Origin of the sequence: Marinobacter sp. SS21, assembly GCF_028369065.1 — a bacterium.
Classification (GTDB): Bacteria; Pseudomonadota; Gammaproteobacteria; order Pseudomonadales; family Oleiphilaceae; genus Marinobacter.
Genome location: NZ_JAQNDA010000019.1, coordinates 1 through 25,758, shown reverse-complemented (window position 1 = coordinate 25,758; position 25,758 = coordinate 1). Strand labels below are relative to the sequence as shown.

Annotated in this window: 27 protein-coding genes and 2 tRNA genes; 12 read left to right on the top strand and 17 right to left on the bottom strand. The window is 59.8% G+C overall.

The genetic code is table 11. The features are described from left to right. Window positions 1-160: 160 nt before the first annotated feature. Window positions 161-643: a ribonuclease E activity regulator RraA gene (gene rraA, locus N6L25_RS17485; RefSeq protein WP_271983078.1), complete on the bottom strand. Its 483-nt coding sequence runs from the start codon at window positions 641-643 to the stop codon at window positions 161-163. A 31-nt stretch (window positions 644-674) separates the two neighbouring features. Continuing rightward, the gene (ppsA, locus tag N6L25_RS17480) at window positions 675-3,044 is read right to left on the bottom strand and encodes a phosphoenolpyruvate synthase (protein WP_271983076.1); all 2,370 of its coding nucleotides are present in this window, start codon (window positions 3,042-3,044) and stop codon (window positions 675-677) included. Window positions 3,045-3,372: 328 nt separating this feature from the next. On the opposite strand from ppsA, the gene ppsR reads away from it, so the two are divergent. Beyond that, the gene (ppsR, locus tag N6L25_RS17475; RefSeq protein ID WP_271983073.1) at window positions 3,373-4,188 is read left to right on the top strand and encodes a posphoenolpyruvate synthetase regulatory kinase/phosphorylase PpsR; all 816 of its coding nucleotides are present in this window, start codon (window positions 3,373-3,375) and stop codon (window positions 4,186-4,188) included. A 28-nt stretch (window positions 4,189-4,216) separates the two neighbouring features. On the opposite strand, the gene N6L25_RS17470 is transcribed toward ppsR, so the two are convergent. Next, window positions 4,217-7,141: an insulinase family protein gene (locus N6L25_RS17470; protein WP_271983072.1), complete on the bottom strand. Its 2,925-nt coding sequence runs from the start codon at window positions 7,139-7,141 to the stop codon at window positions 4,217-4,219. A 148-nt stretch (window positions 7,142-7,289) separates the two neighbouring features. On the opposite strand from N6L25_RS17470, the gene N6L25_RS17465 reads away from it, so the two are divergent. From N6L25_RS17465 to N6L25_RS17455, 3 genes are all read left to right on the top strand, one after another. Next, window positions 7,290-7,811, top strand: a complete 522-nt coding sequence (locus tag N6L25_RS17465; RefSeq protein ID WP_271983069.1) for a hypothetical protein — start codon at window positions 7,290-7,292, stop codon at window positions 7,809-7,811. Between the two features lie 180 nt (window positions 7,812-7,991). After that, window positions 7,992-9,350, top strand: coding sequence for a PEGA domain-containing protein (locus N6L25_RS17460; protein ID WP_271983066.1), 1,359 nt, complete (start codon window positions 7,992-7,994; stop codon window positions 9,348-9,350). Window positions 9,351-9,445: 95 nt separating this feature from the next. Continuing rightward, on the top strand, window positions 9,446-10,531 hold the full coding sequence (locus tag N6L25_RS17455) for a response regulator (RefSeq protein WP_271983063.1): 1,086 nt from the start codon (window positions 9,446-9,448) through the stop codon (window positions 10,529-10,531). Window positions 10,532-10,548: 17 nt separating this feature from the next. Here N6L25_RS17455 and N6L25_RS17450 read toward each other — a convergent pair whose 3' ends face one another. Then, window positions 10,549-11,136 (bottom strand): nucleotidyltransferase family protein, encoded by a 588-nt coding sequence (locus N6L25_RS17450; RefSeq protein WP_271983060.1) that lies wholly within the window; start codon window positions 11,134-11,136, stop codon window positions 10,549-10,551. Between the two features lie 125 nt (window positions 11,137-11,261). On the opposite strand from N6L25_RS17450, the gene N6L25_RS17445 reads away from it, so the two are divergent. After that, on the top strand, window positions 11,262-12,113 hold the full coding sequence (locus tag N6L25_RS17445) for a 6-pyruvoyl trahydropterin synthase family protein (RefSeq protein WP_271983058.1): 852 nt from the start codon (window positions 11,262-11,264) through the stop codon (window positions 12,111-12,113). Between the two features lie 239 nt (window positions 12,114-12,352). On the opposite strand, the gene N6L25_RS17440 is transcribed toward N6L25_RS17445, so the two are convergent. The 3 genes from N6L25_RS17440 to gltX form a co-directional block, all read right to left on the bottom strand. Then, a tRNA-Glu gene (locus N6L25_RS17440) sits at window positions 12,353-12,428 on the bottom strand. A 7-nt stretch (window positions 12,429-12,435) separates the two neighbouring features. Then, a tRNA-Ala gene (locus tag N6L25_RS17435) sits at window positions 12,436-12,511 on the bottom strand. Between the two features lie 172 nt (window positions 12,512-12,683). Further along, window positions 12,684-14,162: a glutamate--tRNA ligase gene (gene gltX, locus N6L25_RS17430; protein WP_271983055.1), complete on the bottom strand. Its 1,479-nt coding sequence runs from the start codon at window positions 14,160-14,162 to the stop codon at window positions 12,684-12,686. A 207-nt stretch (window positions 14,163-14,369) separates the two neighbouring features. Between gltX and N6L25_RS17425 the strand changes: the two genes are divergently transcribed. Then, the gene (locus N6L25_RS17425) at window positions 14,370-15,341 is read left to right on the top strand and encodes a zinc ABC transporter substrate-binding protein (protein WP_271983052.1); all 972 of its coding nucleotides are present in this window, start codon (window positions 14,370-14,372) and stop codon (window positions 15,339-15,341) included. Here N6L25_RS17425 and N6L25_RS17420 read toward each other — a convergent pair. Then, a complete protein-coding gene (locus tag N6L25_RS17420) occupies window positions 15,318-16,232 on the bottom strand; it encodes an AEC family transporter (protein WP_271983049.1) in 915 nt (304 codons plus the stop codon). The genes N6L25_RS17425 and N6L25_RS17420 overlap by 24 nt on opposite strands. 350 nt (window positions 16,233-16,582) lie before the next feature. Here N6L25_RS17420 and N6L25_RS17415 point away from each other — a divergent pair, with 350 nt between their 5' ends. The 4 genes from N6L25_RS17415 to N6L25_RS17400 are packed head-to-tail and all read left to right on the top strand — an operon-like array spanning window position 16,583 to window position 20,790. Continuing rightward, complete coding sequence (locus N6L25_RS17415; protein WP_271983048.1) at window positions 16,583-17,344, top strand: DUF3348 family protein; 762 nt, start codon at window positions 16,583-16,585, stop codon at window positions 17,342-17,344. Continuing rightward, entirely contained in the window at window positions 17,341-19,425 is a 2,085-nt protein-coding gene (locus tag N6L25_RS17410; RefSeq protein WP_271983047.1) for a DUF802 domain-containing protein, read from the top strand. Before N6L25_RS17415 ends, N6L25_RS17410 begins: the two co-directional genes overlap by 4 nt. Continuing rightward, entirely contained in the window at window positions 19,425-20,060 is a 636-nt protein-coding gene (locus N6L25_RS17405; protein WP_271983045.1) for an OmpA family protein, read from the top strand. The genes N6L25_RS17410 and N6L25_RS17405 overlap by 1 nt, the downstream gene beginning before the upstream one ends. Further along, the gene (locus N6L25_RS17400; protein WP_271983042.1) at window positions 20,053-20,790 is read left to right on the top strand and encodes a DUF2894 domain-containing protein; all 738 of its coding nucleotides are present in this window, start codon (window positions 20,053-20,055) and stop codon (window positions 20,788-20,790) included. Before N6L25_RS17405 ends, N6L25_RS17400 begins: the two co-directional genes overlap by 8 nt. Here the strand turns inward: N6L25_RS17400 and N6L25_RS17395 are convergent. The 7 genes from N6L25_RS17395 to N6L25_RS17365 all read right to left on the bottom strand — a co-directional run bounded on the left by N6L25_RS17395 (window position 20,787) and on the right by N6L25_RS17365 (window position 24,231). Next, window positions 20,787-21,077 (bottom strand): zinc-ribbon domain containing protein, encoded by a 291-nt coding sequence (locus N6L25_RS17395; RefSeq protein ID WP_271983039.1) that lies wholly within the window; start codon window positions 21,075-21,077, stop codon window positions 20,787-20,789. The genes N6L25_RS17400 and N6L25_RS17395 overlap by 4 nt on opposite strands. Window positions 21,078-21,105: 28 nt before the next feature. Beyond that, window positions 21,106-21,582: a DM13 domain-containing protein gene (locus N6L25_RS17390; RefSeq protein WP_271983036.1), complete on the bottom strand. Its 477-nt coding sequence runs from the start codon at window positions 21,580-21,582 to the stop codon at window positions 21,106-21,108. Between the two features lie 109 nt (window positions 21,583-21,691). Next, the gene (locus N6L25_RS17385; RefSeq protein ID WP_271983033.1) at window positions 21,692-22,114 is read right to left on the bottom strand and encodes a hypothetical protein; all 423 of its coding nucleotides are present in this window, start codon (window positions 22,112-22,114) and stop codon (window positions 21,692-21,694) included. Window positions 22,115-22,179: 65 nt separating this feature from the next. After that, window positions 22,180-22,983: an alpha/beta fold hydrolase gene (locus N6L25_RS17380; RefSeq protein WP_271983030.1), complete on the bottom strand. Its 804-nt coding sequence runs from the start codon at window positions 22,981-22,983 to the stop codon at window positions 22,180-22,182. An 82-nt stretch (window positions 22,984-23,065) separates the two neighbouring features. Beyond that, entirely contained in the window at window positions 23,066-23,485 is a 420-nt protein-coding gene (locus N6L25_RS17375) for an MAPEG family protein (RefSeq protein WP_271983026.1), read from the bottom strand. 169 nt (window positions 23,486-23,654) lie between these two features. Then, a complete protein-coding gene (locus N6L25_RS17370; RefSeq protein ID WP_271983023.1) occupies window positions 23,655-23,957 on the bottom strand; it encodes a CopG family antitoxin in 303 nt (100 codons plus the stop codon). A 1-nt stretch (window position 23,958) separates the two neighbouring features. Continuing rightward, on the bottom strand, window positions 23,959-24,231 hold the full coding sequence (locus N6L25_RS17365) for a DUF4258 domain-containing protein (protein WP_271983020.1): 273 nt from the start codon (window positions 24,229-24,231) through the stop codon (window positions 23,959-23,961). Between the two features lie 156 nt (window positions 24,232-24,387). Here N6L25_RS17365 and N6L25_RS17360 point away from each other — a divergent pair, with 156 nt between their 5' ends. Further along, on the top strand, window positions 24,388-24,630 hold the full coding sequence (locus tag N6L25_RS17360; protein WP_271983017.1) for a type II toxin-antitoxin system ParD family antitoxin: 243 nt from the start codon (window positions 24,388-24,390) through the stop codon (window positions 24,628-24,630). After that, window positions 24,630-24,926 carry a type II toxin-antitoxin system RelE/ParE family toxin gene (locus N6L25_RS17355; RefSeq protein ID WP_271983014.1) on the top strand — a complete coding sequence of 99 codons (297 nt, stop codon included), beginning with the start codon at window positions 24,630-24,632 and terminating at the stop codon, window positions 24,924-24,926. The genes N6L25_RS17360 and N6L25_RS17355 overlap by 1 nt, the downstream gene beginning before the upstream one ends. A gap of 73 nt (window positions 24,927-24,999) precedes the next feature. On the opposite strand, the gene N6L25_RS17350 is transcribed toward N6L25_RS17355, so the two are convergent. Together N6L25_RS17350 and N6L25_RS17345 are read right to left on the bottom strand one after the other, a co-directional pair. Beyond that, on the bottom strand, window positions 25,000-25,302 hold the full coding sequence (locus tag N6L25_RS17350; RefSeq protein WP_271983011.1) for a type II toxin-antitoxin system RelE/ParE family toxin: 303 nt from the start codon (window positions 25,300-25,302) through the stop codon (window positions 25,000-25,002). Next, window positions 25,290-25,547 (bottom strand): type II toxin-antitoxin system Phd/YefM family antitoxin, encoded by a 258-nt coding sequence (locus N6L25_RS17345; protein ID WP_271983008.1) that lies wholly within the window; start codon window positions 25,545-25,547, stop codon window positions 25,290-25,292. The genes N6L25_RS17350 and N6L25_RS17345 overlap by 13 nt, the downstream gene beginning before the upstream one ends. Between the last annotated feature and the right edge of the window lie 211 nt (window positions 25,548-25,758).

Sequence of the window (25,758 nt, the reverse complement as noted above, 5' to 3'; positions counted from 1 at the left end):
CGCTCGGGGGGAGCAGAAGCGTCTGACTGCGAGGTGTGCCTTCCTTGTGCCTCATAAAAATAACCGCGAACCATGTCGCGGTTATTTTGCCAGCTTCGGAGACTGTTTTCACACAGCCTCCACCGGAGGCCGCTTTTTACCAATTCCGAGCCCGCTGCAATCAGCCGGTAACCAAAGGCTTCTCAGACACAACAATACCGTTGTTGTCAGCGTACACGTAGTGACCGGGCTGGAAGGTCACCCCACCGAAGGTGACCGGCACATTGAGATCGCCGATGCCGCGCTTGTCGGTCTTGCGCGGATGCGTGCCCAGCGCCTGAACGCCCAGCTTGGTCTGGCCAATCACATCCACGTCGCGGATGCAGCCATAGATGACCAACCCAGCCCAGCCATTGCTGGCCGCCTTTTCCGCCAGCATATCGCCCAACAGCGCATTGCGCTTGGAACCGCCGCCATCAACCACCATGACACGACCGTTGCCCGGCTGACCAACTTGCTCTTTGACCACGGAGTTGTCTTCAAAACACTTTACCGTGACGATCTCGCCGCCAAAGGCGTCGACACCGCCAAAGTTGCGAAAGCCAGGCTCTACCACCTGTACTTCCGGGTAATCGTCACACAGATCAGGAGTTACGATAGGCACCCTTGAACTCTCCTTTCTCAACGTTGCTCAATCAGTCAATCTTCTCGTCCGCCAGGAAGAACCAGGTGTCCAGAACCGAATCCGGGTTCAGCGACACGGTGTCAATGCCCTGGTCCATCAGCCACTTGGCCAGATCAGGGTGGTCGGAAGGTCCCTGACCACAGATACCGACGTACTTACCGGCCTTTCTGCAGGCCTGAATGGCATTGGAAAGCAACGCCTTAACCGCGTCGTTCCGTTCGTCGAACAGGTGCGCGACGATGCCGGAATCCCGGTCCAGTCCAAGGGTTAGCTGGGTCAGGTCATTGGAGCCGATGGAGAAGCCATCGAAGTGCTCCAGGAACTGCTCCGCCAGCAGGGCGTTGGCCGGCAGTTCGCACATCATGATCACCCGCAATCCATTTTCACCACGCTTGAGTCCATTCTCCGCCAGCAGATCCATCACTTGCTGGGCTTCACCGACGGTCCGCACGAACGGCACCATGATTTCGACGTTGCTGAAGCCCATTTCATTACGGACTTTTTTCAGCGCCCGGCATTCCAGCTCGAAACAGTCGCGGAAATTCTCAGAGATGTAGCGGGACGCACCACGGAAGCCCAGCATCGGGTTCTCTTCATCCGGCTCATACAGAGTGCCGCCGATCAGGTTGGCGTACTCATTGGATTTAAAATCGGATAGGCGCACGATCACTTTCTTCGGTGCAAACGCGGCGGCCAGGGTAGAAATGCCCTCCACCAGCTTGTCAACGTAGAAATCCACCGGGGACTGGTAACCGGAAATCCGCTTTTCCACGGTCTGATGCACATCCCGCGGCAGACTGTCGAAGTTGAGCAGCGCCTTGGGGTGCACGCCGATCATCCGGTTAATGATGAATTCCAGACGGGCCAGCCCCACACCCTCATTCGGCAGGGCCTGGAAGTCGAAGGCACGGTCCGGGTTACCAACGTTCATCATGATCTTGAACGGGATGGTCGGCATGGAGTCGACGGTGTTCTCGCGCAGCTCAAAATCCAGGCTGCCTTCATAGATCAGACCGGTATCGCCCTCTGCACAGGACACGGTTACGGCCTGACCTTCTTTCAGCAGCTCGGTGGCATCGCCACAGCCCACCACGGCCGGAATACCCAGTTCGCGGGCGATGATGGCGGCGTGACAAGTACGACCGCCACGATCGGTGACAATGGCCGAAGCCCGCTTCATTACCGGCTCCCAGTCCGGGTCGGTCATATCGGTGACCAGGACATCGCCCGGCTGCACCCGATCCATTTCGTTGATGCTGGTAATGACCTTAACCGGGCCGCTGCCGATCTTGTGGCCGATACTGCGGCCTTCCACCAGGACCTTGCCCTGCTCGTTCAGCAGGTAGCGCTCCATCACATTGGCGGACGCGCGGCTCTTGACCGTTTCAGGACGGGCCTGAACGATGTAGATGCGACCATCATCGCCGTCCTTTGCCCACTCGATGTCCATTGGGCGCTGGTAGTGACGCTCGATGATCATGGCTTGCTTGGCCAGCTCGGAGACTTCCGCGTCGGTGACACAGAACCGACCGCGCTCCTGCGGGTCCACCTTGACGGTTTCAACGAAACTGTCGGCATCGGCCGGCGCGTAAATCATCTTGATGGCCTTGCTGCCCAGGTTACGGCGCAGCACCGCCGGGCGTCCGGCTTCCAGGGTGGGCTTGTGGACATAGAACTCGTCCGGGTTTACCGCGCCTTGCACTACGGTCTCACCCAGCCCGTAGGAGCCAGTCACGAACACCACGTCCCGGAAACCAGACTCGGTGTCCAGAGTAAACATAACCCCACTGGCGGCTGTCTCGCTGCGCACCATTTTCTGGATGCCGGCGGACAGCGCCACCAGCTTGTGGTCGAAGCCATGGTGTACGCGGTAGGAAATGGCGCGGTCGTTGAACAGCGACGCGAACACTTCCTTGACCGAGGTCTTGACCTGCTCCAGGCCCACCACGTTCAGGAAGGTTTCCTGCTGACCGGCAAAAGAGGCATCCGGTAGATCTTCCGCGGTCGCGGAGGAACGAACAGCCACCGCCAGGTTGTCGTTGCCATTGCGCAGCTGGTCGTAGGCGCTTTCCAGAGCGTCTTCGAGCTGGGCGGGAAACGGCGTATCGATCACCCACTGGCGAATCTGGGAGCCCACCCGGGCCAGCTCGTTTACGTCATTGACATCAAGGGCATCCAACACACTATCGATGCGGTCTTTCAACCCATCCTTGGCAAGGAATTCGCGATAGGCATGGGCAGTGGTGGCAAAACCACCCGGTACGGTAACGCCGGCGTTGGCGAGATTACTGATCATTTCACCGAGGGACGCATTCTTGCCCCCCACCCGGTCAACATCAGACATTCCCAGGTGCTCAAACCAGATAATGTAATCTTCCAAAACGCGTCTCCCTTGAGTCTAAAAAGCAAAGAGCCGAACCAGGCAGGATGTAGCCGATTGAAAATTTGCGTCAGGGCTCATCCACGCTCTCGAACTAGCCGTGTATCATACTGTAACCTGAAGCGATTACCTAGGGGACGTAGTGTTCGGCCCCGTTTGAATCACACGCCCTGAGGAAGGTGTGGGACACGGGTGCTGTTGGCGCACGCCCGTTCCGCATCCGTCATGGTCCCACACCGCTTACTGGGCCGCCTTGTTGCCCCCGACGTCACTGGATGTCGGGCAGGTAGCAGTACAAAGCCGCTTGATACGGAGCCGCAACCTTACCATGAAACGAACCGCCTTCTTTATATCCGATGGCACCGGCCTGACCGCCGAAGCCCTTGGCAACAGCCTTTTGGCCCAGTTTGAGAAGATCGAATTTGAACGGGTGACCGCGCCTTACGTGGACGATGCCGACAAAGCAAGCGAGCTGGTCGATCGCATCAATCAGTCCGCGGAGCTGGACGACGCCAAGCCCCTGGTGTTCGATACCATCGTCAACAACGACATCCGCGAAATCATCAGCCAGGCAAATGGCTTCATGGTGGACATTTTCGGCACCTTCCTGCGCCCGCTGGAAACCGAGCTGCAGTCGTCGTCCTCCTACACGGTGGGCAAATCCCACTCGATCAGTAACGAGAGCAACTACGAACGCCGCATCCACGCCGTCAATTTCGCCCTCGACAACGATGACGGCGCCCGCACCCGCCAGTACAACGAGGCCGATCTGATCCTGGTCGGTGCCTCCCGTAGCGGCAAGACTCCAACCTGCCTTTATCTGGCGCTCCAGTACGGCATCAAGGCCGCAAACTATCCGATTACCGAAGAAGACCTGATGGACGAGCAGCTGCCGAACGCGCTCAAGCCTCACAAAGCGAAGATCTTTGGCCTCACCATCGAGCCGGAGCGGCTCGCGGTCATCCGCAACGAGCGGCGACCCAATTCCCGCTATTCGTCGCTGAAGCAGTGCATGCACGAAGTGGAAGAAATCGAACTGATGTACCGTCGCGAACGGATTCCGTTCATGAACACCACGGCCTACTCGGTGGAAGAGATTTCGACCCGGATCATGATGAGCACCGGGCTCAGGCGCAACCGCTAACCTGCGGCTGCGCCCATGCAGCTGAACGTTACAGCTCCTCGATCGACAGCTGGAGGGCTTCGACCACGCTCCGGTTGTCGTGACTGGTAATCACCGCAGTACTCGCCCGTTCGGCAACCAGCCAGGTTCTGGCCACCCGCTGAAGATCGTCGATGGTTACCGCCAACACCCGCTCGCGATACCGCGCCCGCTGCTCCGCAGAACGACCGAACAGCCGGTTGTGGAAGGCATGGCGGGCTTCTCCGGCCGGGGAGCGGGGCTTGTCCAGCTGACCGATCACACCCAGGATCGATTCTTCCAGTTCCTGGGGATCGTGTTCGGTCTCCTGCAACCACTGCAGTGCCTTGTCGAAGTCTTCCAACGTTTCGCCCAACCGGGGATCACGGTAGGAGAAGAAGCGGAAAGTGCCGTTGACGCTGTCCTGACCCGCACCACCGCCATAGGCGCCGCCTTTTTCACGGATGGCACGATGCAGGTAGCCGTTGCGCAGGAAGCCACCGAGAACAGTCAGCGCGGCGGCGTCGGGATGATCCACCGCCACCGTGGGATAAGCCTTGGCGCAGAAATTCACCTGGGTGGAGGTGAGCCAGGCCTGGCAGGTCTGGTAATTCACTGCCGCCAGTGACCAGGCGTCCCCTTCCGAGCGAGTTTCGCTGGTCCAGTTGTCCTTCAGGTTGTCCACCATCGGCGCAATCTGCTCGTCCTCACCAATAACCAGGTACTGGCGTCCCTGCTGGTTGATGCGCTGATGCAGGTCCGCCAGCCGCTGGCACAGGCGCGCCAATTCGGCCTTATCCGCCAAGGCATCGTCCAGCGCCTTGATACCGCGAATCGCCTCCAGGCCGCCGAGGCGGAAGTTCAACCAGGCACCGGCGCTGACGCCTTGGGAAGCGGCGCCCATGGCAAGCGCATGGCCGTTGCCGGTCACTGCCTGTTCGCGCCGGGCGCGGATCTGCGCCACCAGCTCACGAATGCGATCCTGTTCATCGAACCGCGCATCCAGACAGACGTCCCGCAACAGCGTGCCAAGGGCCTCCCGGTTGCGCGCCAGTGCCTTGCCATTGAAAATCAGATAGCCCGACATATCCTGCACATCGTCGATCTTGCCCCGCGCGGTCGAGAACGCCGCAATACCCCCGGACTCCGCCGAGATGCGGTCCTGCATCTGCAGATAATCCAGATCGCCGCAGCCCACTTCGGTCACACAGGTGGTGTACAACGGCAGCAACAGGAGTTCGTCCTCGGTTAGCGCCGGCAGAGGCATCACCACCTGCTCGTACACCAAACCGTTGGTGCCCCTGGCGTACAGGGTGGCCGGGAAGTTTTCAGCAAAGCGGGCTTCGGGCTCGGGCGTCTGCAGGGGCACGTCGGTAAGGTCTACCTTGGGCAGAATGGAATCGTCATCCTTGCGCAACTGACGCTGTTCCAGGGCCGCCGCCCGCTCCACGATCTGCTGGACTTCCTGTTCGCTCAGCGCCGCCTTGCGGGCGGCCAATGCCTGGCAAATCGCCTCCTGACGGCGGCTCTCCAAATGCGCATCCGGACGTAGGGTCAACGTGACCCGGTGGGGATTCTCAAGCAGCATCCGGCGTACCAGCCCGGGCACATAGTCAGGATCGCGGATTTTCTCCCGCAGCTCGGCCAGTACCGGCTCCAGGTCTAGCAACGCCACCGGATCGCCACCATGCACCATGGGGGCAATCGCGCTCATGATCAATTGCAGACCATAGGGGAACTGGTCGCCGGCAATCTCCCGCTGATGCAGTTCCAGCTGGTGCAGGATCGCCTCCAAGCGCTCCTCGCTCACGCCGTCGGCCACCACTTGCTGCAGGATTTGCTCCACCAGGGCTTCGAGATCGCCATCCCGACCGGGTTCGCTGCCTTCAACACCGCAGACAAAGGTCATTTCCCGGTTGGAGTCCTCCAGGCCACACATGGGCGACGGCGAGTGTCCGATGCCCGAGGTTTCCAGGGCCCGCATCAGCGGAGAGGCACTGTTTTCCAGCAGCACATTGGCCAGCAACTGCCCTTCCAGATTCTCCTGCAGGTCAAAACTGTGGCCCAGCAACCAGCCCATGACGATGTGAGTCTTGTGTTCGGTGGGTTCCCCTTCGGCCGTGGCATAGCCCTGCTCGACATTGAGCGGGGTGAACATGCGCTTCTCGTCCCGCACCGGCAACTCCACATGCTGGTGGTCAAACCGCTTCAAGGCCAACTCCTCGAAGCGATCATGGTGTTCGCGGGCCGGAATGTTGCCGTAAGTGGCAAAGATGGCGTTACTTGGATGGTAGTGATGCCGGTAGAACCGCACCAAATCGTCGTAGCTCAGATCCACAATGTGATCCGGCTCTCCGCCACTGTTGTAGTGGTAGGTGGTGGTGGGAAACAGGTGACTGGACAGGTGCTGCCAGAGCTGCGATGTGGGCGCGCTCATCGCGCCCTTCATCTCGTTGTACACCACCCCACGGTACACCAGCGGTGTGGAGGGGTCGCCAGGCTCTTCAAACTCCAGGCGGTGACCTTCCTGGGCAAAATCCAGCTGATCCAGCTTGGAAAAGAACACCGAATCCAAATAAACCGACAGCAGGTTGTCAAAATCCTTACGATTCATGCTGGCAAATGGATAGGCGGTCCAGTCACTGCTGGTAAATGCGTTCATAAAGGTGTTGAGTGAGCGGCGGATCATCATGAAGAACGGATCCCGCACCGGGTACTTCTCGCTGCCGCACAACGCCGTGTGCTCCAGGATATGAGCCACGCCGGTCGAATCCATCGGAAAGGTCCGCAGCGCCACAAAAAACACGTTCTCGTCATTGTCGGCGGCCATGTGCAGGTGGCGTGCGCCGGTCTTGCGGTGACGATACTCTTCGACGGTCAGGTTAAGCGTACCAATCCGGTGACTCCTCAGTTTCTCAAAGGCCGGATGGACCGGGTTTTCACTGACTGATGTCATTCAACTATCCTGTCGTTAATATATTAAGACTTGTAGAGTAACACGTTGCATCGATTATCATGCAGATGACCGGTCCGACGCCATGTCTGCGCCACATGTTTTCGCTTCGACCCCGAAGCCTTGCAATCTTATGGAAAAATCATTCGCTATGACCGTTGAAACCCCGGAAGGTGCCAACTCAACCCCCTACGCCGACAATTCCGATGCCCCGCAAGCGCCCAACGAACGCCCATCCCCGCTGCCGGCGGCGGATGTCGCGGCCTATTGGGCAGAACGACGTCGCTATCTGGAGCGCGTTCGCAAGGTCCCGGAACTGCGCCAACGCTACTGGCGCGCCATCGGTATTTACCTGCTGCGCAGAATCATGTGGTCCTTTGGCTTCTTCCCCATTTTCCTGGCGTTCTGGTTGCCCTTGGTAATGTCCAGCTTCAACCCGGTGGTGATGGTTACGGAACTGCTGCCACTGCTGCACAATTTTGTCGATTCCAACCCGGAAGTGCAGGCCAACACCCTCAGTACCCTGGTGATCGCCTGGCTATCCGTCGGCTTCTTCTTCCTGGTGTTCGATTTCGTGCTGACCCCCTTTAAATCCCCCTATCAGTACGAAGCCGATGTGTACATGCGTTCCTGGGAGCAACTCAACCTTGACCAGCTTCCGGACAAAGTGTGATTTGGCCTGCAATCTCGTCAACTTAAGTCACTTTTCGTTACATAAGTTAACGTCAAGCCGCTAGTATGGAAGCGCATTAATTCCGGTCAACATCGGTCACCGGCAGGCCCTGGCTGCCGGCTGAGATCCCGGCGAATGGCTGGAATCCAGTTGTTGTCATGCACTAGCGAGAGATTGGGTATGGTCGACTTCAGACCGCTGCTGTTCATCAACGCTCTGGCCTTCATGCTGCTGGTCACCGCCGGCTTTGCGTCCATTCACGACAGCATGAAACTTGGCCCGGCATCCGGCGCCACGCCTACCGGCAGCGCAAGCGAGCCGACCGGACAACCGGTTGCCTCCGGCGCAGAGCAGCCAACCTCGGCAGCCCAATCCGTGACGACTTCATCGGGTGCCAAGGAACAGCCCCCGATCCAGCCACCTGCCAGGGCCGAAGTGGCACAACTAACCGAGGCGCCCGGCACATCCCGTCTTCCCGCCGCGGCTGAGCCGCCGTCCACCGCACCCGTCAGGGCAATGGCGACGGAAACCGACGCGGAAACGGAAGTAAAAACAGCAACGCTGGCAGAACCCTTTGCCATAGCCGCGGAAGCGCCGGAGCCGCCAACCACAGGGCAACTCATCCTGCGCTCCAACGTCCACGGCGACGAGGTGACCGTCAATGGCAAGGGATACGGCCCCACCCGGCTGAACCTTACCCTGGAGCCCGGCCGGTATGAGGTAAAAATCAGCAAAAACGGGTTCAAGAGCTGGACTCAAAGCATCGTACTGGAAGCTGGAGAGTCCGTAACCCTGATGGCACAGCTGGAGAAATATACCCAGGTGGACCACCGCAACGGCACTTGGATTGGCGGCGTCAAAACCGGTGACGGCAGCTATCAGGACGCCACCGGCCTGCGCTATCAAGGCCATTTCATCGCCGGGAAGTTCCACGGCCATGGCACCGTCTGGTACCCCGACGGCGCCCGCTACGAAGGGGACTGGAAAGCCGGCGTCCGCCATGGCGAAGGACTCTACCGCGCGGCGGACAACAGCAGCTACACCGGCCAGTTTGCAGACAACCAGTTCAACGGCCAGGGGACGCTTACGCTCCCCAACGGCGATATCCTTGCCGGCCAATGGCAAGACAGCGCCCTCAATGGCCACGGCTCCCTGACCACCGGCGACGGCATGCTCTACGTGGGCGGTTTCCGCAATGGCGAGTTCCATGGCGCCGGCACCCTCACCTACCCGGACGGCCGTCACTATGAAGGGGAGTTTTCAAATGGCAGCTTTTACGGCGCCGGGGCCGAAGTCTTCGCCAGTGGCAAGAAATACCAGGGCCAGTATCTGGACGGCAAGTTCCACGGCAAAGGGTTGCTGCTCAACCCCAACGGCAGCTCCATCGAAGCCACATTCCGCCACGGTGAGCCCTATGGCCAGGTGCGCCTGACCACGGCGGCCGGGGAAGTGTTTACCGCCCGCACGTCGGAGCCGGGCGTGTGTTACCGGGAGAAAAGCTACCGGGCCACCCAGTGCCCGGTACTGGAAGGCTGGTGAGTCCGGGGACCGCAAATCGCAGGGACGCCAGTCCCGGAATGGAGGCCGGGTGAACCTGCATTTAACGAGAATGCTGTAACAGGTTGAGGTAGAACATGGCGATCAAGAATGCACTGCTGGTAGACGACTCCAAAGTGGCGCGCTTCGCTCTCAGCAAGCTGTTGGAGAGTCGGGAAATGCAGGTAAACATGGCCGGGTCCGCCGAAGAGGCCATGGAGTTCCTCAATAACCACGACCGTCCCGACGTCATTTTCATGGATCACCTGATGCCGGGCATGAACGGCGTGGAAGCCACCAAGGCCATCAAGGGCAACCCCGAGACCGCCGACATCCCCATCATTATGTGCACGTCCAAGAAATCCCAGTCGTTCATGGAAGAGGCCAGGAATTTTGGTGTCTACAGCATCCTGACCAAACCGCCCCAGGACGGAGGTTTGAACCAGATGCTCGCGCAGCTGGCCACCGACGTTACCGACGGCACCTTGCCAAAGCCGGCAGTCATGCCCGAAACAGAATCGTCAGACGACGAAACGGCCATCACGATACCGGAAAGCACACCGGATGAAGCCGCCGCCAGATCCAGCAACGGCCACGACAACGATGCCCACGCCATCCCGCTCACCAGCGAGCTGATCGAACAGATTGCCCGTTCAGCGGTCAAGACTCACATCAATAACCGCCTGCATGAGCTGCTCAGCTCGCTGTTTGACGAACAGTTTGATCATCTGAAGCGGGCTTTGGATGAGGCCAACAAGAAACAGGACGCCGCGGTGGAAGGCCGACTCAACCAGCTCGCCGAGCTGGTTGACCATCGCACCCGGCATTTACGGGACGATGTGGCCGCTGAGGTGAATCTCAGTCTGAGCCGGGAACTGGCCGATCTGAAGAAAGAGCTGTCCAGCACCAATGGCTTCACCAGCGAGAACATGGCGGAGCTGAAGGATCACATCACCAGCGTGCAAACCATCGATACCGAGTTCTGGCAAACCCTGCAATCCGAGGCGATCCAACAGGCCCATGAAATATCCCGGGATACCGCCGAGGATATCGCCCAGCGCACCATCGACCTGTTCGTGTCCCAACAGCGGGCCGCAGCCTCCCGGGTCTATACCATTGGTCTGGCCGCCAGCCTCAGCATCTTCACCCTGGGCATTGCCTGGTTGTCCGGCCTGTTTGGCTGAGGGTTCTGGCCGACGCCTTAGCCGCGGCTAAGGCGGAGCCAATCGACGCGAGTGTCGAGATCGTCTTTCACGCCCGTAACCGTAATGCGGCGCGCGCCGACCCGCCCCAGCACCTGACCGGCACCCCGATCCCCTTCCAGCGCGATGACTTCCGGCCAGAGCGCCCGAGGTAAATAAGCAGGCACTCCCGCCCGGCCACCGTAATCGGCCCCTGCCGCCGCCAACGGGTCCGACTCCGCCGCCTGTTTCAGTGACCGCAACCCCTCCGGCGACAAGCGTGGTTGATCCACCACCAGTACAAACGCTCCGGGAACCCGCACTGGCAGCGACAGCAACCCGGCCCTCAGCGACGCGCTCTGCCCCGCTGACCAGTCCCGCGCATGCACCCAGCGCACGTTGCGACGCCGGCTGCGGTAGCGAATCAACGGATATCGGGCACCCCCCACCACCGTGACCTGCGCCCCCAGCAGCTTCGCCTGGTCGATGGCGTGGTCCAGCAAGATACCCCGCTGCCAGGGTAACAGCGCCTTGGCGCGTCCCAGGCGTTTGGAGGCACCGGCGGCCAGCAGCAGCACCGGGATCGAGGCATGAGCTATCAACGGCATTGGGAACGAATCACCTTACCGGTCGGCGAACCGGTTTGTACGCATATGCGTTATGCTCCTAGGGAGCAAGGATTTTTGCTAGAATCCGCAGGTCAATCAAGTACACCTTACGCCGGACACCGCCGATGAATCATCTTTTTGTGGACAACCTGACCGTTATCGACTTCGCCTACCTGGATGGGAGTCGCGGTCTGGTGGGTGAAAGCTGGATTGTCGATGTGGTATTAGCCGGTGACCTGGACGAACAGGGCATGGTGTTTGATTTCAGCAACGTGAAACGCACCATCAAGCGGATTATCGACGAGCGGGTCGACCACCGCCTGGTCATCCCGGCCGATTACTCCGGCCTGAAGCGTGACAGCGACGATCCCAACGCCTTTCACTGGACACTGAAGGACGGCACCCGCATTTTCCACCGCAGCCCGGACGAAGCCATCGTCTGGCTCAGCGGGGACAAGGTGGTGCCCTCCACGGTTGCACGCTTGCTGCAGCAGGAACTGCAGGCGGTGCTGCCCAACAACGTGAAGGACATCCGGATCCAACTGCGGGAAGAGGTCATCGAAGGCGCTTACTATCACTACGTCCACGGTCTGAAAAAGCACCTGGGTAACTGCCAGCGCATCGCTCACGGCCACCGCTCGCCCATTCGAATCGATCGCAACGATCATCGGGATTACGACCTGGAACACGACTGGGCGAAACGCTGGAAAGACATCTACGTGGGCTCCGAGGAAGACGTCAGCAGCCGCTCGGTGGACAGCCAGGGCGTACAGTACATCCGCTTCGACTACGAGGCTAACCAGGGTGAGTTCAGTCTCAGCCTGCCTGAGCACCGGGTCTACATGCTCGATACCGACACCACCGTCGAGTTGATCGCCGCCCACATTGCCGATCAGTGCAAGGCCCAGTTCCCCCATGACAGCATTCGGGTCAAGGCATTCGAAGGCGTCGGCAAGGGCGCCATTGCCGAACGCTAGGCTCAGCCCCCCCATCTCCACGCCCCCGGGGACAGAATTCAATTCTGTCCCCGATCCGCGCCCGCGCCCTGACAGATCCTGATATTGCTCCACCTGGACGCTTCAGCAAGCACCCGCAGATCGATGCGGTTCGCTCCCCTCACCACATCCTACGGTGCACACTTTTCTCCAGGCACAAAAAAACCGCCCGAAGGCGGTTTTTTTGATGGCTTGCCAGCGGACTAACCGGCTTGCCGTATTGGCGTCCCCTAGGGGGTTCGAACCCCTGTTGCCGCCGTGAAAGGGCGGAGTCCTAGGCCACTAGACGAAGGGGACTAGAAATTGGTGGAGCCAAGCGGGATCGAACCGCTGACCTCAACACTGCCAGTGTTGCGCTCTCCCAGCTGAGCTATGGCCCCTCAACGGCTGCGTATATTAAGGATCCCCCCCTATGCCGTCAACCTTTTATTTTCATTTTTTCTGATTAATTCGAAATTCGATCAAAAAGCACCCAAACCCATCAAAAATCAACCAAATAGCGTGATTTTCAGGGCTGGATACCGGGTGCCCGCGCCCATCAAGGGCAATGACTTACAGCGCAGCAAACTCCTTTTCGACCCGCTTGGATTCCTTCTTGGAGAATCCACCCAGGACGTTCAAGGCGTGACGCAAACGTGCCCGAGTCATATCCGGCCCCAGTGTCGTCATGGAATCCATCACCGACCAGGAATTGGGCGTGCCCGCGATGGCTACGAAGATCGGAAACATGAACTCGCCCATTTTCAGATCCATGGCCTTGGCCAGCCCCTTGATGTCGGCAAAGATGTTGTCCTTGTTCCACTGACGCTGAGCTTCCAGTTTCCACAGGGCGAACTGCAACACCCGCTTGACCTGCCCCTCCTCCAGTTTGTTGTGGGCGAACTGCTCGGGGCTCAGTTCCAGCATGCCGGAGAACATAAAGGCGGCCATGGGCGCAACGTCGCTGAACACTTCGGCCCGCCCCTTCAGATGGGGCACCAACGCCCGCAGGGCATCTTCCCGGAACCACCAGCTGCGCATGCGCTCGATGAACTCCTCATCGGAGACGTCCTCACGCAACCACAGGCCGTTGAGCCAGCGCAGCTTCTCGACATCGAAGATGGGACCACCCAGGGACACACGCTGAACGTCGAAGTTCTCGATCATCTCCGTCACCGAGAATTTTTCCCGCTCGTCCGGCATGGACCAGCCCATGCGACCGAGGTAGTTGATCACCGCTTCCGGCAGAAAGCCCATGCGCTCATAGAAATTGATGCTGGTGGGGTTCTTGCGCTTGGACAGCTTGCTCTTGTCCGGGTTACGCAACAGCGGCAGGTGACACAGCTCCGGCATGTCCCAGCCAAAGTACTCGTACAGCAATTTGTGCTTGGGCGCCGAGTTGATCCACTCCTCCCCCCGCAGCACATGGGTAATGGCCATAGCGTGGTCGTCCACCACGTTGGCCAGATGGTAGGTCGGCATGCCATCGGACTTGAGCAGGATCTGACAATCCACCTGCGCCCAGTCGATTTCGATGGTGCCCCGCAACATGTCGTTGATCACGCAGGTGCCTTCATCCGGCACCTTCATCCGGATGACATAGGGCTGGCCAGCGTCCAGACGGCGCTGCACCTCCTCGGCCGGCAGCTCCAGGTCGCCCTTGATACCGGGATTCAGGCCTTGGGCCTTGCGTTGTTCCCGAATCACCTCCAGCTCCTCCGGCGTACGGAAGCAGTAGAAAGCGTGGCCTTTTTCCACCAGGTCCATGGCGTACTGACGGTAGGAGTCCTTACGCTCAGACTGACGATAAGGGCCATGGGGGCCACCCACATCGGGCCCCTCGTCCCATTCCAGCCCCAACCAGCGCAGGGCCTGCAGGATGTCCTGTTCGGATTCCGGTGTACTGCGGGTCTGGTCGGTGTCTTCAATCCGCAGGATAAACTGGCCGCCGTGCTGACGGGCAAAACACAGATTGAACAGAGCCACATAGGCCGTGCCGACGTGGGGATCTCCGGTCGGGGATGGCGCAATTCGGGTACGTACGGTCATCAAAGCATCCTGTCTGGCGGCTGCGTCCGGTCGCCCGCCCAGCGCCGCTCGCGGGAGGCCAGGCCGGTACACAGCCAATGATTGGAAAGCCACGCATTATACCGGCCAACGGGCCAATTCGCATAAGCGGAAACCGGAGAGTTTGCCCACCACCAGAATTGTAATATTATAACGTTCTATTTTTTGTGACGACCAACAGGACCCCAGACCATGAGCCTCAGACCCTTGCTTGTTCCGCTTGTTCTAGCGGTGAGTGCCTTGAGCCCCCTCTCCACGGCATCGGCGGAGAGCCGCATCGTCACATCCATTAAGCCGCTGGAGCTTCTGGTTCGTGCCATTGCACCGGAAGACGCCGAGATCACCAGCCTGGTGCCCGCCGGCGCCAGCCCCCACACCTACCAGATGCGGCCTTCACAACGCCGGGCGCTGGAACAGGCGGACCGTATTTTCTGGGTGGGACCGGAGCTGGAAACGTTCCTCGAACGCCTGCTGTCAGGCGCCGATTTCCGCCAGAAACAGGTCGCACTCTGGGATGAGCAGCGCGATGCGGGACATCACCCCGCGCACCAGCACGAGCCTGACCAGGCCCATCACCAAGCCGAGGATCGGCACCACGAAACGGACCACTCAACACCCGGCCACCAGCACGGCGACGGCGAGGATCCCCACGTCTGGCTTGATCCCGGCCTGGCCCTTGAGATGGCCGAAACAATCCGGCACCATCTGGAGGATCTCCCTGGGGTCGAGCAAGAACAGCTGAGGCTCAACTACGAGCGCTTCGCACAGGAACTTGAGGCCGCCGAAACCGATATCCGCCAGCGCCTCTCCGGCGCCCGTCACATGGCCCTGTTCACCTACCATGATGCCTTCCGGCGATTCGCCGAGCACTATGGCCTGGACGTTCAGGGGGTGCTGACTTTGAACCCGGAACGCTCGCCAGGCGCGCGCCACATCACCCTGCTGCAACAGCAACTGCAGCGAAGCGAGAACGTCTGCCTGCTGATGGAACCGCAGTTCAACCGCCAGTGGTGGCGTTCCATCACCGAAGGCATCGACCTGAACATCAGCACCTGGGACCCTCTGGCGGCTGACATCGACACCACCGCCCAGGGCTACATCCAGTTCCAGTACGCCCTGGCGGAAGCGGTGCTGGCGTGCCTACCACAGCAAACCGAGCATTAATGGCATGGTGACCATGGCCAGCAACGTCTGGCCACTGATGATGCCCGCCATCAACGGGGCATCACCGCCTAGCTGGCGAGCCAGAATGTAGGAGGACGTTGCCGTCGGCAGCGCGGTCAGCAAGATGGCCACCTGCACCAGCAAGCCATCCAGGCCCAGAGCCAGGGCGAGCCCGGCGGTCATCAACGGGAACACCAGCAACTTGGCGGTGGAGGCCACCAGAAACGGCGCCGAGGCGCCTCGCAGCGCTTTGAGCTGCAACCCCGCGCCCACCGTCATCAGGCCCAGCGGCAGCGCCAGCTCACTCAACGGCGCGAGAATGCCCGCCAGTACCGGGTGGAAGCCAATCTGAAAATAGCTCCAGAACACCCCAACCACCGATCCGATGATCAGCGGATTGGTCACGATGGCCTTGAATACCGGTCGGAACCTTACCGGCCCCTGCCCCACCAATAGGGAAAACATCAGGATACTCAACAGATTGATCAGCGGGACCTTGATCGCCACGACAATGGCAATCAGCGACAGTCCGGTGTCACCGAGCAGCATGCCCGCCGAGGCCAGGGCCACGTAGGAATTGAAACGCAACGCCCCCTGAAACACCGAGGAATAAACAGCGCCGGGCCAACGCCAGATCAGCTGGATCACCACCAGCAGCAGCGTCATGGCCACCACCATGCCCGCCACCAGAGCCAGGATCTCGCCATAGGCGGCCGGATCGATCCGCGCCTGCCCCAGCTTGAACACCAACATCGGGGGAAACAGTACGTAATAGGTGAACCGCTCAGCCTGCAGCCAGAAGCCGTCGCCCGGGAAATTCCAGCGTCGAAACAGGTAGCCCATCACGATCAGCGTAAACACGGGCACCAAGGCTTGAACAAGGACGGGCATCAATCACTCCCACAGATCAACGAAGCCGACATAGCCTACCAGTGATCGCCCGCGACGTGGATACGTAGGATGCTAATACTTTTCGGCAAGGCTGGCCCGAACAGTGGTGCCCCGCTACATACCTGCAAGTAACGCTAACCGCCTGATTTATGATCGCTGTCATGGGAACCTGGCGGATTCTTTGGGACAACCTGCCGAAAAGGCCGCCAGATCCGGCCACATCGGCATTATCATTGCCCGCTTTCCCGATTAGAATGTGGCGTCCCGATTAGAACGTACCGTTCCCAGTTGAACACACCCCCGATCAGTCGCGGGGCCGCAACCAATCCCGATTCCACACAGCGATAGCGATGAACAGCACGCAAAGGACGCAATCAACCGCTCAAGCCGCAACGCCCGGTCACCACCTGGTGCAACTGCTGGCCAGTTTGGGTCATCGCCACCTCAGCGATGAATCGCCGTGCTTCGCCGAACGCCTGGGGCGCCTGTTCGGGCTCGCGGACACCATGAACCTGGATGCCGCCCTGGCCCTCCGTAAAAGAGACGCGCAGCAGTCCCAGCAGAATACCGTGGACTCTTTACGGCAGGGGCTCGCCGCCATGCGGCAGTCGCTGACGGATCAACTCAACGCCAGCTTCGCCACCCGGGAATCCCGCTCCGCCCCGGGCCTGCCTGTTCCGAAGATGGACGACGACAGCCCCGACGTCAGTCGTTATCAACGTTTTTACCTGGCCCGACAGCGGGCAATCGTCGCCGGCATCCGCCAGCAGCGCCTCCTGCTGCGAAAGGCACTGGCCCAACACAGCCCGGCCCTGGCCCAGTTGGCCGAGCTGGACACGGTCTTCGAAAGCACCCTGTCTAATTTTGTCGGCCAAAGCTTCAGCGTTGTACCCATCATCCTGGAAAAACGTTTTGATGCGCTTTGGCAGGCCCACCAGCACGCCCACCCGACCGACGCCCAGTCGCCCGAAGACTGGCTGGCGCCCGGAGCCTGGCTTCACCAGTTTTGCCAGGACATGAAAAGGCTACTGCTCGCCGAATTGGATGTACGGCTGGAGCCGGTTCTGGGGCTGTTGGATGCACTCAACCAAGAGGTTACGAATAACACATGACTCGATTGCTCTTTGTACTGGCGTTTGCGCTCGGCGCCGGAGCCGTCGGCTGGATCGGCCTGGGGGCGCTGGAATCCGGCCCGCTGGCCCTTTCGGTCACCACACTGATTGGCGCCGTTTATGGCTTGGGCTTTTTGGAACTGCTCCGGTTCCGCCGTGACAGCGCCGCCCTGTCCAGCCAGCTGACAACCCTGCCCGACTCCCGGAACGATCTCACCGCCTGGCTGGATCGACTGGCGCCCGGACTGCAGCCCGCCGTGCGCCGGCGTATCGACGGCGAACCGGCGGCGCTGCCCGGCCCCATGCTCACGCCCTACCTGCTAGGCCTGCTGGTGATGCTGGGACTGTTGGGCACCTTTCTGGGCATGATCGTGACCCTGGACGGCGCCGCCACCGCGTTGAACGGCAGCAGCGAGCTCACCGCCATCCGCAGCGCCCTGGCGGCCCCCATTGCGGGCCTGAGCCTGGCGTTCGGAACCTCCATCGCCGGGGTCTCCGCCTCCGCCATGCTGGGCCTCGCCACCACTCTGTGCCGGCAAGATCGGGTGCTGCTGTCCCGTCAGCTCGACCGCATCCTCCGTGGCGATCGCCACCAGCTGTCCGCCCAGTACCAACGGGAGCAGGCATACACGGCCTTGCAGCAGCAATCCCAGGCCATGCCGGATGTGATCGCGGCGCTGCAATCCATGACCCAGCGGCTGGAACACATGAGCGAGCAGCTCTCCGATACCCTCACCCGCAACCAGCAGAGCTTCCACGATACCCTGGGCCATCAATACCAGGAGCTGGCTCACGCCGTGACCCGGTCCCTGCAGGATACGCTGAGCGACAGCAGCCGACTGGCAGCGGAAGGTGTTCAGCCCATTGTCGCCCAGGCGATGAACGCACTGAGCGTTCAGGTTGAACAGAGCCAGCGCCAACTCAATGATCTGGCTGAGCAGCAGCTGGGCACCCTGAGCGAGCGTTTCCAGCAGACCACCTCACAGGCCGCCGAGCACTGGCGGACTGGGCTGGACGCCCACCAACAGGCCAGCGCGGCCCTGGCCAAGGACATCGGAGAGACCCTCAACGCGCACCAACACCAGCTTCAGCGGCGTTCCGAGGCGCTGCTGGAGTCGATCGCCACCGCCCAAGGGCAGTTTCAGGAACACACCGGCCAGCACCTGGAACGTCTCTCCGAGCGCTTCCACGCCACCACGGATCAAGCCGCGGCAGCCTGGCAAGAGGGTCTGAACGGGCAGCAGGCCGCCAGCCGCCAGTTGGCCGAGACACTGACAACGGCGCTGGCAGGACACCACCGGCACTTTGAGCACACCGCCGCCGAGCTGATCGACGGTCAACGCAGCGGGCTGGACACGCTGATCCTTCAGTTGCGGGAGGAACTCGGCCAGCTGAGGCAACAGGAAGCCGACCGGGGCAAAGCCGCCAGCGACCGGCTGGCGGAACTGGAAGGCACCGTCGCCCGCCACCTCGGCACCCTGGGCGCGGCGCTGGAAGCGCCCATGGCCCGGTTGATCGAAACCGCGTCGGAAACCCCCAAAGCAGCGGCGGAAGTGATCCGTCAGCTACGCCAGGAAATGACCCGCAGCAGCGAACGGGACAATGAACTGTTGGTGGAACGGCAACGGATCATGACCGAGCTGGACGCCCTGCTGAGCAAACAGCGGGATGCCGCCTCGGCCCACAATCAAGCCATCCAGACACTGATCGATACCGCCAGCCAGTCCCTGACAGAGGTCAGTCAAACCTTCTCCCGCCAGGTCAACGAACAGGGCCAGCGCCTGAACGAGGTGGCCAGTGATATTCGCGGCAGCGCCCACGAAGTAGGCAGCCTGAGTGACGCCTTTGGCGTCGCGGTCCAACATTTCAGCGAATCCAGCGGCAAGTTACTGGACGCGCTGAGCCAGATAGAGACGTCGCTGGAAACCTCCGCCACTCGGAACGACGAACAACTGGCCTATTACGTAGAGCAGGCCCGGGAGGTCATCGAGCTGAGCATGTCGTCCCAGCGCGAGGTCATTGACGCGCTGGCCACGCTACGCAGAGGTCGTGCGGCCCAGCCCACCGCCGAGGTCAGCTGATGGACGAATTGCAAAGCAGCGACGTTCAGGCCACCCCGGTCTGGGCCATCTTCTCGGACTTGATGGCCGCCCTGGTGGGCATTCTGGTGCTGATCCTAGTGTGGGTCATCGGCATCCAGCTGGAACTGAGCCAGTCCCTGGAGCAGGAAAAACAGCGCCGCCAGATCGAGGAACAACGCCGGATTGCCCTGGAAAACGCCCTTGCCGATCCGCTGGCCAGTGGTCGCATCACCATCCAGGATGGCCGTATCGGCATCAGTGGCAATGTGCTGTTCCAGCTAAACTCCGATCAGCTGCAACCAGAGGGGGAAGCCCTGCTGCAAACCCTGGTCGCCCCGCTTCGGGTCTACCTGAGCCAGCATGATGAACTGCTGATGGTGAGCGGATTTACCGACGACCTACCAATCCGACGCGGCAACCAGCGTTACTCCGACAACTGGGGCCTTTCGGCTCAGCGGGCGTTGACGGTCACCCGCACCCTGGTCGACCAGGGTTTGTCCGCCGACCGGGTATTCGCGGCCGCGTTTGGCGCCAATCATCCCGCCGTGCCCAATCAGGACGAGCAGTCCCGCGCCCAGAACCGGCGCGTGGAAATCAGTACCGTGCCACACCTGGAGAGCAGCGACGGTGAATGATTTCAGCCCTATCCCGCCGCCGCAGGAAGCCCTGCCCGACCGACTGACGCAATTGCGAGCCCAGGGCGCGCAGCGTTTTGATCCGGCCGGCTTCGCCTACCTGGAGTCATTGAGCCAAAGGCTGGCGGCGATGCCCTGCGGGCAAGGCAAGCTGGAGCAACACCTGGCTGAGTTTGAGCAGCGCTTCGGCCAGGCCCAGGCCGCTGCCTCGGCATTGGTCGAGGAGTGCGTCGGGGAGTGCATCAAGGGGGACCAAACCGGGTTGTCCGAGGACGAACGGCAAGCGCTGCGGCAGGCGCTGGACCTTGGCGACTGCCGGGCCGTACAGCGCCTGGTGCGCCGCTTCAGGGCCCGCCGTCAGCCCTCTCCCGTAGCCAAGCTCCGTGATACGCTCTACGCTCAGTCACCGGCTCCAGGCGACATTGGGGTGTACAGTATGGCGGAGCGCGTGCCGGCGGCATTCACCGCCCCCGGTTTATTGCCCCAGCCCCCCCGACGGGAGTTGCGAGCCCTGTCCCAGCTGCGCGCCGTCCAGGCACGACTGACCACTGAAAAACGCATTGCCCATGCCATCGCACACACTCCGGCCAACGCCGGGCCCATGAATGCCCACCGCCTGGTGGCCCGAGCCGTGGGCTCCATGCAACAAATTTCGCCGGACTACCTGAACCGGTTCGTTGGTTACGTGGACACCCTGCTGGCCCTGGAGCAACTGGCAAAGAAAAATTAACGGCAGGACTCAGGTGCCTTCCTCGCCCGGCGACAGGCCCGGCACCGTACCGCTACCGCCCAGATATGTCCCTTGGCTTCTTCGTAGTACCACTTTTGCTGAAGCGCGGTCCAAACCTCGCGCTTACCACAATCGATGCAGGTGAATGGGTAGTCGATGTAATAACGGGGCAGATCGCCGTAGGTATTGATGTGGTCCAGCTTGCCCAGGTCGGCCAATACTGCGCCCGGTGGCGGCTCATCCGCGGGTAAATGAGGCGGTAACAGGGTGTACTTGTCGCCAGTCATCAGCGTATCACTTGTGTTAATGGGCTCACTAGCGATACTTCGCCGCGGAAATAAACTCTCCAAAGGTTTCGCACCACACCACGGCCGTGGTGTATTGGGCAGGGTCTACCGTCGCCGGAAGCGGTACCAGAAAATTCTCGAAAGTTTTCACGTCGCCAACCCGAACCATCCGAGCCTTCAGCTGCAAAAACTCCGTTTCGGATTCAACAAACTCCGGCGACAGGTAAAGCTTATAATCGGGTCCGGGCGCCAGCTTGCCGCTGAAAGTGATCCGGTCCCCTCCCACAAAGATCCGGCCTTCCCCCCAATGCAGGGCGTCACTCCCCGCCAGATCACGACGAAACTCCCCGGAGAAGCGGGCAGCCTCTGCCGCCGTCATGACCTCCGTGGACGAAGGCGCCGGCGGCGCGATCAGGATGGGCAGCACGTAAATGCCGGCAACAAAGCCGATCACCCCAACGATCCCATGAGAGAGCAGCAGCGAGATCGCCTTGATTTTATTCATGATGGACAGCTCCAGTTCCGTTATCGGCAAAGAAATTAGCGGCCGGGATGAATTCAGGATTTGCAGACAGTGAATCCCCTGAACAGTGCATGCCCTGATTAAAGGCGAATCAGCCGGATTGTCCAGCCTCACAATCGCTAACCTGCACGCCCACATGGTCGATGGAGGCAAACGCCAGCACCTGCTGGTCAATCACCGACAACAGATAGGACTCTGACCAGGCAATGACAGCCCGGCCGGACGAATCCAGCAACCGCCAATCCACCGAGGCCAGCGCGCATTCAGAACCAAGCCACGTCACCGCCAGGTTCCCGTAATGACATTGGCTACAGCCCAGAGACCGGTACTCATCCAGATAGCCCTGAAAGTACCTGCTCACCTGCGCTTGTGAGTCAAATACCTGGCTTTTACCGGCCTCCCCTTTTACCAGGTAAGGCACCGCAAACTTGGCGGCGATTCGGTCACCGCTAAACGTACGGAACGCATCCACGAAATCGTCAAAGTACGCCACTATGATTCGGTCGTTTGCCATACTGATTCCTTTCAGTCGATGATCTGGCTAAGGCGGCTCAGGGGCATTGCGGTAACCGTCACCCACTATTGGGAGGGCGCCAGGCCGGCCAAGAAGGACACCATTGCCGAAGTCACCGCCTCTGGTTGCTCCAGAGTCGACAGGTGGCCAGCGCGCTCGATCACAACCAGCTTGGCGCCGGGCAGCCGTGCCGCGATCTCCTCCGAATAGGCCGGCGGTGTTGGCTGGTCGTCCGCGCCGACAATGACGACCGCCGGTACCTCAATCCGCGCGAGTTGCTCCACGATGGAATCCCGCGTGCGAAGTGCCGCTGCCGTCCGCAAAGCCGACCGCAGAGGCACCGAAGCAAAACGATCTTTCCAGTCGCGGACAAGGCCTGGCTGGCTCTCCCGCGTGTGTGAACTGAAAAACATGCGGGCGATCTCGGGCGCGAGGGCGCGCATCCCGAGCACTCTTGCCACAGCGGCCATCAGCTGGAACTTTACCCGATTAAAGGCCGTCTCCGCTCCGGCATGGGTGTCCAGCAGCACCAGCCCGGCAACACGATGGGGCGCAACGATGGCGGCCCGCAATCCCACCATTCCGCCGATCGACAGACCGGCCCAAACTGCGCGATCTATGCCAGCGTGATCGAGCACTGCCAGAACATCATCCACCAGATCGTAAAGGGTAAATGGTTTATCGACCACGCTGGACTGGCCATGGCCTCGCAAGTCCACGTTGATGACACGATGGCTCTCGGCCAGAGTCGCCAGTTGCCGGCACCACATGTCTCCGGTACACAGGAAACTGTGTCCCAACACGATCGCGGGACCTTCGCCCATGGACTCGTAGTAGATACGCGATCCGTTACGCTCAACGATTGCCATTCTTGACGCCTATTCACCAGCCGTAACTGCAGACCTTGACCACCGCTTTGAACCACTGCCTTCCACCTGATCTCCCGGTTTCTCACTGGGTCATCGGCACAAGCACCCGAACCCAAATGACCAGTAGCATCAGGTTACTTGCGGCATACACGGCCAGACGATGGCTCACCCGATTGTATGTGAGGTGCACCAAGCTGTGCAGAATCCGCAAGCCGACGTAACCCCAGGCCAGATAGACCGCCCAGGCATCTACCCGTTGGGCCACGTACAGCGTGATGCACAACACATAGAATAGCACCGGCACTTCCAGCAGGTTCCTGAAGTGCCGGTTAGAGAGACAGACTTCCGGGGGAACCCTGGCCGACTCACCGAACTTGAAATCTTTCAGCGTCACCTGCCCCGAGAATACCGCCTTGAAACGCTTGTACGGCACCAGCAGCAAAACCGTCAGGGTCCACCCCACGAGCGTCACAACGGGCAGCAAAATGGCGTCTTGATTCACAGTGCCTCCAAACCGGCTCATTTACGTTGAATACAATAGCCATACCGTTCCTTGGTGCGTGCTGCTTGTCATGGGAGATGCCTTGAACATCGCTTGGCTGTGCTCTTCGGGTATTAATACCCAACCCGGAGTTTTTCTACAGCCTCAACGCGGAAGGCAGCGGCGCACGTTAGCGCGTCCGCTGGCCTGACTTGTTAGCAGAGACGTCCTTGAGGCCGCCGGAGACATACTTGTGCAGGACACTAGAAACCAGAGACTGGTAAGGAAGCCCCTCTTCCAACGCGCGACGTTGAAGTGCCTCCAGGTCACGACTGGAGATGCGTATATTTATCCGCTTGTCTTTCTTGAACGTTTCTTCCGCTGCCTTCGTCAGGTACTCCCGACGATCGGCATCCAGATCTGACTCGAACTCTCCGGATTCGTAAGCCTCCAGCAGCTCTTGCTCTTCAGAATCTAATTTGGTCTTGGCCATGCTACCCCCTTAGAAATTTCTTAGTGGCCTTGCGACTGGGGATGGCCGTTTTGAGAAAAATCTCTCTATCATTCTCAACGTACGGCACCAGCCAGGCGTAGTCGTCAATCCGAACCACAAGCAGGCGTTGATTCGGATACTTGTCCCTGTTGGGGTGAGGTCCATCATCAAGCAAACCACCAGACTGAAGAGCAAACAGGACATCCTCGAAGGAAACTCCGCGCTCACTCATCAACTGCTGGTTCTTTTCCGCATTCCAGTTGATTTGCTTCATGGGGTGAGTCTAGCAGAGCGTGTGCCTATTGGCATCTTGCTAACGCTGGTGTAACGGGCCGGTTTGTGGAGCGGCAGCGGAACAAAGCGATCCCGTTGACGCACTGGTTACGGCCGGAGTACCATCAAATATTATATATTGGTACAGAGGTATCCAATGATGGCCAAAAACACCAGTGTAACGCTCGGCCCACATTTCGACGACTTTGTTTCCCGTCAACTTGAGAGCGGCCGCTTCGGCTCGGCAAGCGAAGTTGTGCGCGCCGGACTCAGAATGCTTGAGGACAACGAAACCAAGTTGCAGCGACTACGCCAGCTTCTTGAAGACGGCGAAAATAGCGGCTTGGCAGATTACAGCTACGACAGCCTGGTTAACGAACTGGATAGCGAAGATGGTTAATGGCTTCGTACAAGCTTTCTCTTAAAGCCAAAGACGATCTCAAAAACATTGCCAGATTCACCCAAGAAGAATGGGGACGACAACAGCGAAACATCTACCTCAAGCAGTTTGATGAAACCTTTTCGCTTCTATCGGAGTCCCCTGAAATCGGTTTATCTTGCGACTACATCAAACCGGGCTACCGCAAGTTCCCTCAGGGTAGCCATGTCATCTATTACCGATTTGGCTCAGTCTCGACAATCGAGATCGTCCGTATTCTTCATAAGCGCACGGATGTTTCGTTGAATCTGGAGTAACCATAACGCCGAAGCGTACCGGTGACTTTGGCATAGCGAAGCGGAGACAAAGGCATCCGAGTGACGCGCCTGGTTAGCTGTTCCCAAGCATGTACGCACGAAGCTGCCGCTCTTCTCGCATAACATAGAGGATGAGTACCCGCTGCTCATCCTCACGATAAAAAATGCGACACGGTGGAACCACTACCTCCCTGTATACCGAATTAGGCAGTTCTGGAGGAATCCGTCCGGATTGGGGAAAATCTTCCAAACGCTCGGTCTTATCAAAAACCTGTTGGACCAGATCGCTTGCGGCAGCAGGATTGTCTAGAGCAATATACTCAGCAATGGCATCCAGTTCTTGAAGGGCGGGCTCTGTCCAGATTACTTCAGCCATTTACTCATTTTCTCCCTGGCCTCACTTTGGCTGTACGTTCTTCCCTCAAGTACAGCTCGCTCTCCTCGTGAGAGCCCCTCAAGCAGCTCAAGTCGGCGCTGCATAAACTCGTAATCTTGCACATCGACAAGGTATGCGGATGGCTGACCGTGCTCCGTGATCAGTATCGGCTCTTTAGTCACGTGCAGATCTGCCAGAATCTTTGTGGCTTGACGCTTGAGGTTCGTAACAAGCTCAACTTTCATGGGCTCACCCTGATCCAAATTGATAGTGATACTATAGTATCACTATGCGGGTAAGGCAATCACAGCTAACGCCCTGCTCACGCTCCGGTTTGGAGGTCGAGTAGGCAATGGGAACCGCCCCCAAAGCCTCTCACAGAACCGTACGTGAACCTCTCGATTCATACGGCTCTTATTACCCAACCGCTACCTGTTATCCTGCCCAATGCGCAAA